This window comes from Agrobacterium sp. El2ro-1b, assembly GCF_048298475.1.
GTDB lineage: Bacteria > Pseudomonadota > Alphaproteobacteria > Rhizobiales > Rhizobiaceae > Agrobacterium > Agrobacterium fabrum.
In genome coordinates, this window is the sequence record NZ_CP103458.1 from 1,691,399 (window position 1) to 1,704,450 (window position 13,052).

General features: G+C 59.9%; 13 protein-coding genes and 1 tRNA gene. 6 read left to right on the forward strand and 8 right to left on the reverse strand.

What is annotated here, in order from left to right; all coding sequences use genetic code 11:
- Positions 1-14 precede the first annotated feature (14 nt).
- Positions 15-983, forward strand: coding sequence for an alpha/beta hydrolase (locus tag NYR50_RS08490; RefSeq protein ID WP_418135624.1), 969 nt, complete (start codon positions 15-17; stop codon positions 981-983).
- Positions 984-1,009: 26 nt separating this feature from the next.
- Here NYR50_RS08490 and NYR50_RS08495 read toward each other — a convergent pair whose 3' ends face one another.
- On the reverse strand, positions 1,010-1,435 hold the full coding sequence (locus NYR50_RS08495) for a DUF1801 domain-containing protein (protein ID WP_418135625.1): 426 nt from the start codon (positions 1,433-1,435) through the stop codon (positions 1,010-1,012).
- A 163-nt stretch (positions 1,436-1,598) separates the two neighbouring features.
- Between NYR50_RS08495 and NYR50_RS08500 the strand changes: the two genes are divergently transcribed.
- Complete coding sequence (locus tag NYR50_RS08500) at positions 1,599-2,054, forward strand: PRC-barrel domain-containing protein (RefSeq protein ID WP_060723339.1); 456 nt, start codon at positions 1,599-1,601, stop codon at positions 2,052-2,054.
- Between the two features lie 174 nt (positions 2,055-2,228).
- The gene (locus NYR50_RS08505; protein WP_418135626.1) at positions 2,229-2,837 is read left to right on the forward strand and encodes a DUF922 domain-containing Zn-dependent protease; all 609 of its coding nucleotides are present in this window, start codon (positions 2,229-2,231) and stop codon (positions 2,835-2,837) included.
- A gap of 10 nt (positions 2,838-2,847) precedes the next feature.
- Here NYR50_RS08505 and NYR50_RS08510 read toward each other — a convergent pair whose 3' ends face one another.
- A complete protein-coding gene (locus NYR50_RS08510) occupies positions 2,848-3,450 on the reverse strand; it encodes a J domain-containing protein (RefSeq protein WP_418135627.1) in 603 nt (200 codons plus the stop codon).
- A 166-nt stretch (positions 3,451-3,616) separates the two neighbouring features.
- Between NYR50_RS08510 and NYR50_RS08515 the strand changes: the two genes are divergently transcribed.
- Entirely contained in the window at positions 3,617-3,802 is a 186-nt protein-coding gene (locus tag NYR50_RS08515) for a hypothetical protein (RefSeq protein ID WP_418135628.1), read from the forward strand.
- Between the two features lie 34 nt (positions 3,803-3,836).
- Positions 3,837-4,190 (forward strand): nuclear transport factor 2 family protein, encoded by a 354-nt coding sequence (locus NYR50_RS08520; protein ID WP_006310625.1) that lies wholly within the window; start codon positions 3,837-3,839, stop codon positions 4,188-4,190.
- 57 nt (positions 4,191-4,247) lie between these two features.
- Here NYR50_RS08520 and NYR50_RS08525 read toward each other — a convergent pair.
- Positions 4,248-4,323, reverse strand: a tRNA-Thr gene (locus NYR50_RS08525).
- 215 nt (positions 4,324-4,538) lie between these two features.
- Between NYR50_RS08525 and NYR50_RS08530 the strand changes: the two genes are divergently transcribed.
- Positions 4,539-6,278, forward strand: a complete 1,740-nt coding sequence (locus NYR50_RS08530; RefSeq protein ID WP_418135629.1) for a GGDEF domain-containing protein — start codon at positions 4,539-4,541, stop codon at positions 6,276-6,278.
- Between the two features lie 32 nt (positions 6,279-6,310).
- Here NYR50_RS08530 and NYR50_RS08535 read toward each other — a convergent pair whose 3' ends face one another.
- From NYR50_RS08535 to NYR50_RS08555, 5 genes are all read right to left on the reverse strand, one after another.
- The gene (locus NYR50_RS08535; protein WP_418135630.1) at positions 6,311-7,420 is read right to left on the reverse strand and encodes an endonuclease/exonuclease/phosphatase family protein; all 1,110 of its coding nucleotides are present in this window, start codon (positions 7,418-7,420) and stop codon (positions 6,311-6,313) included.
- Between the two features lie 59 nt (positions 7,421-7,479).
- The gene (locus NYR50_RS08540; protein ID WP_418135631.1) at positions 7,480-8,508 is read right to left on the reverse strand and encodes an ABC transporter ATP-binding protein; all 1,029 of its coding nucleotides are present in this window, start codon (positions 8,506-8,508) and stop codon (positions 7,480-7,482) included.
- Positions 8,496-10,190, reverse strand: coding sequence for an ABC transporter permease (locus NYR50_RS08545; RefSeq protein WP_418135632.1), 1,695 nt, complete (start codon positions 10,188-10,190; stop codon positions 8,496-8,498). The genes NYR50_RS08540 and NYR50_RS08545 overlap by 13 nt, the downstream gene beginning before the upstream one ends.
- Before the next feature lie 9 nt (positions 10,191-10,199).
- Positions 10,200-11,183: an ABC transporter substrate-binding protein gene (locus NYR50_RS08550; protein WP_418135633.1), complete on the reverse strand. Its 984-nt coding sequence runs from the start codon at positions 11,181-11,183 to the stop codon at positions 10,200-10,202.
- A gap of 380 nt (positions 11,184-11,563) precedes the next feature.
- Entirely contained in the window at positions 11,564-12,808 is a 1,245-nt protein-coding gene (locus NYR50_RS08555) for a PLP-dependent aminotransferase family protein (RefSeq protein WP_418135634.1), read from the reverse strand.
- Positions 12,809-13,052 lie beyond the last annotated feature (244 nt).

Here is a 13,052-nt window from a genome sequence, read left to right on the forward strand (position 1 = left end):
CAGGGAAACACGGCATGGTTCGAAAAAATCTGGCGGCCCTGTGTCTCTTCCTATCCTGCAAAGCAGCGCTTGCCGGGCAGATCGAAGACGCTACCTTCCACAGCCCAGCGCTGAACGCGCCGCTTCCCGTCAACATCTACCGCCCGGATGGCGCACCGCCCGAAAACGGCTGGCCGGTGCTTTATCTTCTGCACGGCCATGATGGAGACCAGAACAGCTGGCGCGATCTCGGCAATATCGAAAAGACGCTCGATACGCTCATCGCAGCCGGCGCCATCCGGCCGCTGGTTGTCGTCATGCCCGGTGTCAAGAATAGCTGGTACGTGGATTCCGCCGCTGTCGGCGGCCCCGGCGATTACGAAACCGCCTTGACCGGCGACCTGCGCCACCAGATCGAAAAAACCCTGCCGGTGCGCAAGGATCGTCAAGGCCGCGCCATCGCCGGCCTCTCCATGGGCGGTTTCGGCGCATTGCATCTGGCCTACGGTCACGAAGACCTCTATGGCGCCGTCGCCAGCCTGTCCGGCGCCATCTGGCAGAACGTCCCCGCCTCCGATCTCGACAAGACGCCCGCCGAACTGAAACTCATCCAGGACAGCGCCTTTTTCCATCAGGTCGACCGTACCACGATCACCAGCGGTATCGTGCTGCCTTCAACCGGCGATCATTTTTCCGGCGCCTTCGGCACGCCATTCGACGCCAGGCTCTTTAACGAAAAGAACGTCTTTACGCTCGTCGCCCAGCACGTCGCCGAAAGCGAGGACCTTCCCGCCACCTATCTGACCGTCGGCGACGATGATGGCTTCTTCCTCTGGCGCGGTGCCATCGCCCTGCACGAGACGCTGCAGGCCGACAAACGCAAATCCGAATTGCGGGTGACCGATGGTGATCATGTCTGGTCGGTATGGAAGGTTTCGATCATCGATGCGTTGAAGTTTGTGGATGGGGAATGGGATAAGGCAGTCGACATCGCCGGCGATTGAGGCATGGACCTCCCCAGACACACCGATCATTTTCCGGTTCCTTTCTTTGCGCTCTTTCCCGCAAGGTTCAACGCCACCGCAGCCCGGATCAGTGCCACCAGCGCCTCCTCATCCACGACATCCCCCTCGTGAAAATCAATCGCCCGCCGCGTATTGCCTTCCAGGCTGGAATTGAACAGGCCCATCGGGTCATCAAGCGAAGCGCCCTTCGCAAATGTCATCTTCACGGCGTTCTTGTAGGTTTCACCCGTGCAAAGGATACCGGCATGCGACCAGACCGGCACGCCGCGCCACTTCACCTCTTCAATCACCTCGGGATCGGCTTTCAGGATCACCGCGCGGATGCGTGCGAGCATATCACCGCGCCAATCGTCCAGCTCCGCGATTTTACGGTCGATGACCTCAGATGCTGCGGTCTCCTGCGCATCTTTTTCCGTAACCGTTTTTGCCATGATGCCCTCCCGATTTCGCCGCGCCGCCATTCCCGGCCTGCTGCGCATCTGTTCCTTCTTTCAGCATAGACCAAATTTTCCTCCCCTCCCATGCGGAACCAAATCCGCCTCCCGCCGTTTCCTCCCCGAACGCAATGTTCAGCATACAAAGGGAAGAAACATCATGAAAATCAATGTCATCGCTCTCGCTGCCGCAGCAGCGCTCTCCTCTTCCGTGGCCTTTGCCCAGACGGCAACCACGGCCCCTGCTGCCGGCGCGGACGCCACATTGTCGGGCCCCGGCATCACCATGGGCACCAAGGCCAGCGGCCCGCTGAAGTTCGTCAATGTCCAGAAGACCGATCTCACCGCCTCCCAGCTTGACGGCATGGACATCTATAACGCCCAGAACGAGAACATCGGCGAGATAGAGGATGTGGTGATTGGCGACGGCAAGTCGGTGATCGGTCTCGTCGCCAGCGTTGGCGGCTTCCTCGGCATCGACAAGAGCTATGTGGTGCTCGACCCGGCATCCGTAGCGGTTCACAACGACAACGGCACCTGGAAGGCCTATGTCGACACCACCAAGGACGCGCTGCAGAACGCCCCCAAGCTCGACTACGACAAGCTGGACGACTGATTACCCCTGTGGTTGTTCACTTGTTTCCCCCGCGCCGAGGCGCGGGGGTTTTCATATTGACCATTCCGCGCAGCAACCGGTTATTCTCTCCCGGCATCCCCTTGCCTGACAGACACTTGCCTAGGAGCCCGGCCCTCGCCTATCTTCGGCGCGCAAATCACCAAGGATCGATGCGTGCCCGCCCATAGTCTCTTTTCCCTTTCCGTCAGCGCCGCCCTGTTGCTGAGCGCCCTTCCGCTGTCAGCCCAGTCCACGGGCTGGAAACCCGCCGAACAGATCAAAACCTATGCCATCAGCGGCAATAGCGGCGGCGGGCTCTACCAGTCCATTGGCGAACGTGGCCCGACGGCCGGTGTGCAGGCGATTGCCCACACCACCTTCAAGCTGACATGGCGACGGGATTATCGTCCGCAGCCGGATGGCGCCTGCGTGCTGGCCACCGCAAAGCCCAATCTCACCATCATCTACACCTGGCCGAAAGCGCCGGCCAACCTGCCGCCCGCTGTCGCCGCCAGCTGGAAGACCTTCATTTCCGGCGTCGAAACCCATGAGCGCGTCCATGGCGAGCATATTCTCGATATGGTGAAGAAGATCGAAGCCTTCAGCACCGGGCTGAGAGCGGAGAACGATCCCAAATGCCAGAAGGTGCGTGTGGTTCTGCAGCAGCGTCTGGGCGAGCTTTCCAATGAGCAGCGCCAGCGCGGCCGCGATTTCGACCGCGACGAGCTTTCGCCGGGCGGGCGGGTGCACCAGCTCATCCTCGCGCTGGCCAACGGCCCCTGAGCGGCCGGGTTTATTCCGCCGCTTCGCCTTTCAAAAGAGGTTCGGTGAGCGTCACGGTCTCCAGCTCGTAGGAATAACCTTCCAGCATCGTATAGGCCTGCTCGATCGCCTCGATCTGGGTTTCGGCGTTGCGGATGGCTTCGGCTATGGACTGGCTGCGGGCACGCAGCATGGAGCTCAGCACATCCGTTTCCGGCTTGCGACCCAGACGATCCATGTGTTTGCGCACCCGCGTGCGGTGCCGCTCCAGCTCGAGAATATGGAAACGGCTTTTCAAAATATCGTCCGTCAGCTTGCGGCGCATGGCCGCGACGGGATCGAAACTGCCGGGTTCACGCTCATCCAGAATGAATTCATTGACCAGCGTTTCCAGCATCAGCAGGCCCTTGAGGTCCTTGGCGTCGGCAAGCTGCGGATCGTAACCCGTATCGTCGAACACCCTGCGGCGCACCGGATCCTTCAGAAGCTCATAAGCCGTTTGCAGGCGCGCAAATTGCTCGCCATCACCGCCGCTGTCGGGATGCGCGGCCTTGGCCACCTTGCGGTAGGCCGTCTTGATCGCCGCCTCGTCGGCATCGCGCTCCACGCCAAGCAAAACATAGGGATCGATCACAAAAACACCTTCAAACGCAAACTGTTACCCGCATGCCCGATGCCACGCTCCTGAGGCCTGCCGGCGGATCATAGGCCAATTCCACCCCGTGCGGCACCCCGTCCCGGCTTTTAAACCGGCAAAGCCCACACAAAGCTGCGCGGCACAACGCACGGGAAAGCCCTTGATGCCCAAATTTGTCGGACAGAAGGCGACTATAATGACGGGCGGGACAAAATTGTGGAAAGCGATGGCAAAACATGCCGCGTCATTCGGCACCCTCTCTGCCGCTGCCCACTGGAAAATATCTTTCAAGGGAGCATATCAGGCGCATTTTCAGGGCCTTATGGTGGAAAGCCGCCAACAGGTGTAAGCTCGGCTTTTGGATCTGAAGGGAGGACGATCCGATGCCGCAAACCATTACCCAGACCGTCACGGACTACGTCCATGCCATGGCCTATGCGGATGAGGGCCTGATGCGGGATGTATTCGATCCTCGCGCCAGCATCGTCGGCACCTTCGAAGGTGAAATCGAATGGCTGTCGCTTGAAGATTTCGTCGGCCAGATGCGCAAGAGCGAACGCGGGCTGCCCGGCCACGATCCCGCCTTCGAAATCATGGGCATCGACAAGGAGGGTGACAGTGCCTCGGTAAAGCTCACAACCCGCTTCGACGGCATGGATTTTTACGAATATCTGTCCCTGCTGGAACGCGACGGCAGCTGGTCGATCGTGCACAAGCTTTATCACATAAAGCCATAGGATCATCAAAACAGAGGTGAAAACGGGGAAAAGAAAAGGCTAAGCCTTTGAAAATACTGGTGCCCCCGACAAGGTTCGAACTCGTGACCCCCTGATTACAAATCAGGTGCTCTACCAACTGAGCTACAAGGGCAAGCCAGTGCCTTGCCAACTATCAGATTCTGACTTGGTGTAAAGCAAAAATTATCTGCGGCTCGTCGCGCAGGCCTCTTTTTTACACCGTAATCTCACGGACGTATCCGCCTGATCGCTATTAAAGCAAAAGGCTCATAAAATAAGCGAAGTATTTACGCGGCGAAGCTAACATGGCGACAGACCATAACCTTTCCAGCGAGAATAACGCACCCGATGCGCGCGAGCATACAGAAAATCCAGCTGACAGGCACAATCGTTATTGCCGTAAGCGCCGTCCTGCTGGCTACACTTGCCGCGCTGCCCAGCGTTTCCAACTATCTTCGTTATCGAACGAACGCACAGCAACTGAACCGCTTTGAAACCGCGCTGCAATCCGCATGGCTGGTCTCGGCCGAGCGCGGCCCGGCCAATAACCTGATGGCGGCCACTTCTGCGGATGCAAGCCTGATCGAGCGCCTGGCCGTTGCGCGCAAGGCGACAGACGACAAGCTGTCTCAGGTCGAGTCCTCCTTCGCCGAAGAAATCAAAACGCAACCCGGCTTGGCGAAGTCACTTGCGGAAACCCGTCAGAAACTCGCACAATCGCGAGAGGCGGTGGACGCGGTTGCCGCCCTTTCCCCGGAAGCGCGCAGCTACAGCGCCATGGCCAACGCCATTCAATCGATGTTCAAGGCGGCCGATAGCGTCAACCTGCTCCGCGGCAAGGCGGCGCGCGCCATCATCACGAAAACGCCCGATGTCGCGATCGATATCGCAATGACCGGCACCGCCGGTGTCATGCGCGACAGAATCGGTCGCCTCGGCTCTTACGTGGTGATGAGCCTGCAGGCAAACAGGCAGGACAGATTAAGTTATCGCGCGAAGTTCGACACCGAGATGCAGAGCGTCATGCTGGTGAAATCCTCGCTGTGGAACTACACCGCCGCCTATCTGTCGACACCGCGTCTCGACGCCGCGTTTCGCGATTTCGACACCTACTATTTCGGCCAGTCGCTTCGCTACGCGCAGAATACGATTGCCATCGTCGTACCCTCAGCACTTCCAAGCATCCGCGATTTTTCCGAAAACTACATTCAGGGCATGCGGTCATCAGATCAGCTGCGTGACCTTATCCTCGCCGAAACCCGCGCGCGAATCGAAAAGAACAAGCAACAGGCGCTTATCTATGGCCTGGCGTCGCTCTTTCTCGCCTTGATCGCCGTTCTGGTCCTGCTGCGCCTCACGTCGGTCTATAAAACGGCGCTGTTCCAGCCCATGCAGTCTGTCCTGGCGCAAATCTCCGCGATAGCGGCTGGCGATCTTTCGGAGGCTCAGCGCCAGACCGGCGTTGCCCCGGAAGTGACGAAGATGTTCAGGGAATTGGATTTCCTGCGCGAGCAGCTTCGGCAGAAGGGGGAAATGGAGGAACAGCAGCGCGCACTGTCAGAACAGCTCCGCACGCTTTCCGAAACCGATGCGCTGACCGGCGTCTTCAATCGCCGCGCGCTGGAAAAGTCCGTTCGGGCCATTTTGAGTGGTGATGAGCAATATCAGTCGCTTAGTGTCATGATTATCGATATCGATCACTTCAAGTCGATCAACGACCGCTATGGCCACGCCATGGGCGACCTTGCGCTGCAAAAGACGGCAAGCCTTTTAAAGGGCGCCTTGCGCAAGACCGATATTCTGGCCCGCTACGGCGGCGAGGAATTCGTCGTCGTATTGCAGGATGTCAGCCACGCCACGGCGACCGCCACCGCCGACCGCCTTCGCCGCCTGATAGAAGTTCAGACTTTCGATGAACAGACCGGCTTGTCACTGACGGCAAGTTTCGGCGTCGTCTGGCAGGAGGCGCGCGCCATCAACAGCTGGGACGAGTTGATCGCCATCGCCGACGATCGGCTTTACGAAGCCAAGCGTGCGGGCCGAAACCGGGTATGGGCAACCTATTTCCCGAAGGTTGCGAACGGCTAGGCGGCATCGCCGGTGACAAGTTCCACCGCGACCTAGATCAGATCCAGCGTCATCACAACGGGGCAATGGTCGGACGCCTTCGGGCGATCCCAGCCGGTGCGGGGGTAACGCTCCACCTCCTGCCCCGGTGGAAAAACCGTGCGGAAAGGTTGCCCGTTGCGGATGATTTCAGGAACATGGGTGGCGCTCATTTCCGCCAGGCGCGGGGAAAGCCAGACATAATCGAGCTGGCACAGATGCTGTTCCTGCGGCCCGCGCGAATGGTAGAGCGTCCAGCGATCCATGACGTCGCGGCGCGTCATCGGATTGACCACGAAACCATCAGCCGTGAAGATATCGAGCGCACTGCGCTCCTCCTTGACGGGCGTGAAACCGTAGCCGCTGCGCCTGTCGCCGGAAATCGCAACGCGCTCCTGATAGTCGTTCATATCGCCGCAGATCGCGAAATTCTTGTTGCGGGTATTGCCCACACCCCAGCGGTTTTCGATGATGCGGCGAACCGCCATGGCTTCCGCCTCGCGGATCGGCATGGTCGCGATCCGCGCATCCACCGCATCGCGGGCATTGGTCATGGATTTGAAATGTGTGACGTAAAGCGTCAGCGGCTTGCCGCCGATCCGGAGGTCAAGTTCCAGGCAATCCCGTTTGAAAATCTTGTCATCGATCTGGTTGGTCGCGGCGAGTGCGGGATTGAAGAGATCGAGGTTGCGATAGGTCAGCGCCGCATGGCTCTTGATGTCGACCACCTCGATCTTGTCACCGTCGCGCGTCTCTTCGCGCATGACGACGGCGACATCGATACCGCGGCTGTCATTGCCCTCGACCAGATATTTCTGCAGATAGCCATTGCCGACCATGCGATAGAGATAACCATATTCGAAGGCCTGCAGCGCCGCCATGTTGTCGACCTCCTGCAGGCAGAGAATATCGGCATCCGCATCGGCGATGGCGAGTGCCGAAAGCTGGCGGGTATCATCGGTGGAAGACACCATCCGCGCGCTTTCCAGCGCCTGATAGGTGGCCTCATCCCTGATATCGAAAAGCTGGATCGCCCTGTCGCGCCGCGTCTGGTTGCGAAAGCCGGTGAAATCGAAACGGGTAAGAAGATTTTCGATATTGAAGGTGGCGAGCCGAAGCGACATGTTTCATTCCTGTTGCTGGACGGAAAGCTTAGCCGCTCAAACCCTGCCTCGCCAATAGCCTAAAGCCGCCATGCCGCACGAATTGCAACCGGCAACCGATCGCCTATGGCCACGGCTTCCCGTGAATAGGCCCGGAGCGCCTGTCCATCCGGCAGATCGAGACGAAGGGCATACCGCTCCCCCTCATAAAGAACCGAGGTGACGGTGCAATCGATACCATCCGCATCCCGCACCACATCCTGCGGCCGCACGAGGATATCCGCCAGCGGTAATTGCGCGCCGCTCTCCATCACTAACCGAAGCCCGGCCCAGTCGAGATCGCGCGACGCCCCATCCGGCACCGGTAGGCGGAGGATAGCACCCTGCCCCACCAGCGAACCAACCAGCCTGCCCTCCGGGCGCGCATAGAGCTCCGCCGGCGCCGCGACCTGCAACAGCCTGCCCTGCGACATGACAGCGACATCGGTTGCCAGCGCCATGGCCTCGGCCTGATCGTGGGTGACATAGATCATCGTGGCGCCAGAACGGGCGTGGAAGTCGCGAAACGTCTCCTCCATCTCCTGCCGCAGATGCCGGTCGAGATTGGCGAGCGGCTCATCGAGCAGTACCACGTCAGGCTCGGTGACGAGGCAGCGGGCGAGCGCCACGCGCTGTCGCTGGCCACCGGAGAGTTCGGCGGGACGGCGATCTGCGAAGCTTTCGAGACGGACGGCGGCAAGCGCCTGACGGACCTTCTCGCGGTATTTCTCGCCGGAGATGCCGCGCACTTTGAGAGGATATCCAGCATTGTCGGCCACCGACATGTGTGGCCACAGCGCATAGGACTGGAAGACCATCGCCATGTTGCGCCGCTCCGGCGGCACCATGCTGCCGGCATCGGCCAGCACCCGCTCGCCAAGCACGATCGAACCATCGGTCGGCTGTTCGAAACCGGCGATCATGCGCAGCACCGTCGTCTTGCCGCAGCCGGAAGGCCCGAGCAGCGCCAGAAACCCGCCGTCACGCACCGTCAGCGATACGTCGTCCACGGCAGGTTTGGAACCGGCACCAAAGTTTTTCGACAGGCGGTTGAGGATCAGTTTCGCCAAGGGACGACTCCTTTCGGCAGATAGCGCCCCAGAATTTCGAGCAGCAGCATGAGGATAATGACCATGATGACGACAAGCACCGAAAGTGCGGAGGCAAGATCGAAACTGCCGCTGTCATCGAGATTGTAGATGAGAACGCCGAGCGTCTGCGTGCCGGCGGACCACAGGAGCGCCGAGACCGTCAACTCATTGCAGGCAATAAGGAAAACGAGAATGACGGAAGCGCCAGCCGCCGGCCCGACCAGCGGCAGGATGATATCCTTCAGCCGCCGCCAGAAACCGGCGCCGGAGAGCCGTGCGGCCTCTTCCAGCGATGGATCGAATTGCAGGAAGGCACTGACCATGGGTTTCAGGCTGACAGCGAAGAAGGAGGAGAAATAGGCGAGCAGAATGATCCAGATCGTGCCGTAGAGCGTCACTCCGAGCAGCGGAATGGGCGCCGCAAACAGCAGCACGAAGGAGACTGAAATCACCACACCCGGCAGAGCATAGGGAATATCCACCAGCGCCGAGAGCAGAAACATGAAACGGCTCTTGCCGCGCACCAGAAAGTAAGCCGTCAGCACCGTCACCGCCAGCAGGCAAAGCGAGGTCGCAGTCGCCAGAAACAGCGAATTGCGGAAGGCCGTGCGGGTGACGCTCTGCCGGTAAAGCAGTTCCTCATAGGCATGCAGCGTTGCGGTCTTGAGGCTGAGCGGCACGCCATAAGCGGGGGCGAGCGAACTTGCCACCAGTGCCGTCAGCGGCGCGACCAGCATGAAGAGCAGCACGAGCCAGAGGGCAAGCTCCGCCGGCACGCGCCACCGCCCCAGCCCGAAAGTCGCCGCCTTGCCGGAAAGTCCGATGATGCGATAATCCCTGCCCTTCATCGCCCGTTCCTGCAGTGCAAGCCCAGCCACGGAAATGATGGCAATCATGGTCGAGAGTATGGCGATATCGCCGAAGGTGCTGGTGCCGAAACTGGCGAAGCGGCTGTAGATCAGCGTCGGCAGGGTAAAGATCGAGGCCGGGATGCCGAGGATTGCCGGAATGCCGAAATTCCCGACATTGGACACGAAGGAGATCGCCGCACCCGCGATCAATCCAGGCGTGGAAAGCGGCAGGATGATATCGAACAGCACGCGGCGCGGCGAAGCGCCTGAAAGCTTGGCAGCCTCGATACCATCCTGCGGCAGCGCAAGCAGACCGGCGCGCAGCGACAGATAGACAAGCGGCGCATGCTGCACGCCGAGCAGCAGCGCGATGCCCACAATCGAATAAAGCGGCTGCGGCGATCCCATCGCTGGTGCAAGGCCGATCGCCTTCAGCAGCGTGCTCGACGGGCCGGTCATGCCGATCCACGACAGCGCCGTCACCTGCGGCGGGATCATCATCGGCAGCATGAACAGGAAGCTCAAAATCGACTTGCCACGAATGTCACAAAGCGTCAGCGAAAGCGCGAAGGCGCCGCCGATGCCGAGTGAAATCAGCATGCCAAAAAACGAGGTGGAGAGCGTGTTCAGCGCCGCATCCCAGAGAGCGGGATCGGCCAGAAGCCGCCATATGTCACCATTCAGTGACGAGACGATGCCGGTATAGGCCAGCCGCCCGAGCGGCAGGGCGCTCAGCGCAAAAACGACACTCACCACAAAAGGAAACAGCCAGCGCGGCTGGCTGCTTCCATAAGCCTTGGAACGGGTCATTCCCCTATATCAGCCCTTGGAGCCGAAGATATCGGAGAAGGTCTTCAGGTCCTGTTCGGAGTTCTTCAGCGCGTCAGCGGCGCTGAGCGGCAGAACCTTGATCTTGTCGCGAGCCGGAAAACCTTCCGGCATGCCGGCATCGGCGCGCACGGGGATGTAGCCGAGCTTGACGAAGCCCTGCTGGCCCTTTTCCGAAAGCACGTAGTCAACGAACTTCTTGGCCGCTTCCTCGTGCTTGGTACCCTTGATGATCGCGACCGGCTCGGTGACGGCTGAAACGCCTTCTTCCGGGAAGACGAACTCGACCGGTGCACCCTTGGCCTTTTCGCGGATCGGCATGTAATCAACGACGACGCCATAAGCCTTTTCGCCCGAAGCGACGGACTTCAGAACCGCACCGTTGCCGCCGCCGGCAATGGCTTCATTGGCCTTCAACTGCTTGTAATAATCCCAGCCGAGGTCGTTGGCAGCGGCGAGCGTCTGCGCGTGGATCAGCGCCGCACCCGAGGTGAGCGGGCTCGGCATGGTCACGAGACCCTTGGCTTCGGCCTTGGCCAGATCCTTCCAGCTCGTCGGCTTCATCGCGGCAGCGGTATTGTACATGATGCCGGTCGTGATGAGCTTGGTGGAGTAATAGAAGCCGTCCGCGTCATAAAGGGAGGCATCGATATTCTTGGCTTCGGCAGACTTGTGGGCCAGAAGCTGGCCAGCCTGCTTCATGCGCTCCAGCGTCACGGTGTCGGCGATCAACAGCACGTCGGCAACCGGATTGCCGGCGCTGATCTCGGCCATCAGCTTGGCCATGATCTTCGGCGTTCCGTCACGCACCCATTCGACTTCGATACCGGGATTGGCAGCCTTGAAGCCATCAACGGTCGCCTGCGCGTCCTCATTCGGCTGGCTGGTATAAAGCACCAGATCGGCGGCATTGGCGGCGGTGGCGATGAAGCCGAGCGATACGATGGCGGTGAAAGCGGAAAGCAGCGTTTTCATGGGTCCAGTCCCTGTTGTTCGGTGGGACCGCTAAAACATGATTGCATAACATGTATGTGACAGGCAGGATTTTAGGGGTGTGATCTTCCGCAGCGTAGGGCTGCAGGTGGACGAAGCTCTCCTTGGGTAGCGGCGTTAACCCACTGCGCCTGGTTCGTTCAATTTTTTGCGTTGCGGCGCGTGGTTTACCCCCCTCTGCCCTGCCGGGCATCTCCCCCACAAGGAGGGAGATCGGCAAGAAGCGCTACAGCCACTTCATTCTCTAACGTCGAGATGGGCGAAACCTCACCGCGTATCGATCTCCCTCCTTGTGGGGGAGATGCCCGGCAGGGCAGAGGGGGGTAAGCCACACCCTCCCATGCTGCAGTAACTTGTCTAAATCAAATCGCCGGCAGCACCTCACTCGTCTCCGCCTGCGCCGTCGCGATCAACCGGCCAAGCCGCTTCATACCCTCCTCGATCATCGCCTCGTTGGCGCAGGAGAAGCTGATGCGCAGCGTGTTCGTGCCAGAACCATCCGCAAAGAAAGCTCGACCCGGAACGAACGCCACCTTTTCCGTGGCGATGGATTTTGCCAGCAGTGCGGCACCATCCATGCCCTCAGGCAACGTCACCCAGATGAACATGCCGCCTTCCGGCTTCGTCCAGCTGGTGGTCTTCGGCATGTATTTCTCGAGCGCGGAGAGCATCGCGTCACGCCGTGCGCTATAGGCCGCCTTGATCTTGGCGACTTGGCTGTCGAAACCACGCGCGGCGACACGTTCGATGGCGATCTGGTTGATGGTCGAGGAATGCAGGTCTGCGGCCTGCTTCATCAGCACCAGCTTGCGGATGACAGGCGCGGAGGCGACGATGTAACCGACGCGAAGACCCGGCGCCAACGTCTTGGAGAAGCTGCCGCAATAAATGGTGCGGGTGTTTTCGATGCCACCCGAGCGGGCGATATCAAGCGCCATGATCGGCGGAACAGCCTCGCCATCGTAACGCAGCGACTGGTAGGCCGCATCTTCGATGACGGCGATGTCAAGCTCGTCAGCCAGCGCCAGAACCTTCTCGCGGCCGGCCAGATCGACGGTTTCACCGGTCGGATTGGAGAAATCGGCCGAGAGATAAGCGAACTTCACCGCGCCGCCGAGCTTGGCGGCCGTTTCGCGATAGGCCTCGGGCGTGCGGTTGCCACCGGGGTTCAGCTGGTCGTAATTCGGCTCATAGGCGTTGAAGGCGGAAAGCGCGCCGAGATAGGTCGGCCAGGTGACCAGCGCCGTATCCTTCGGCGACAGGAACAGCTTACCGAGATAATCGAGACCCTGCTGCGAACCGGAAACGATGAAGACATTGTCGGCCGTGCATTCGATGCCGATCTTGTCCATTTCGCCCGCCAGCCATTCGCGCAGCGGCTTGTAACCCTCGCTGACAGAATATTGCAGGGCGGCATTGACCTGCGCGCCGGAAAAAATTTCTGCGTAGGCCTGCTGGAACTCCTCTGCGGGGAAAAGAGCCGGATCCGGAATACCGCCGGCAAAGGAGATGATATCAGGCTGTTCGAGCAGCTTCAGCAGCTCGCGGATTTCAGACGCTTTCATGCGCGAAGAGCGCGTGGCGAAAATTTGTTCCCAATCAAGCATGGGTACGTTTCCTCTTGTGTCGTTTTTATGCGTGCATCTTTACAGAAATGTCGATATGTCAGCAATACTGACTTATCAGTTTTTCGAATTATTTCTGCCTCCCTGCACGGTGTCCGCCACAGCCCCGCACTCGCGGCCGTTTTTCCGGACAAAGCCAGATACACCCTCCGAGAAGGCTTAACAATCTTCCGTTTGCGATTGACGCCGCACGCTTTTCCGGCTGGATTGCGCGCCGGTGCCGCAG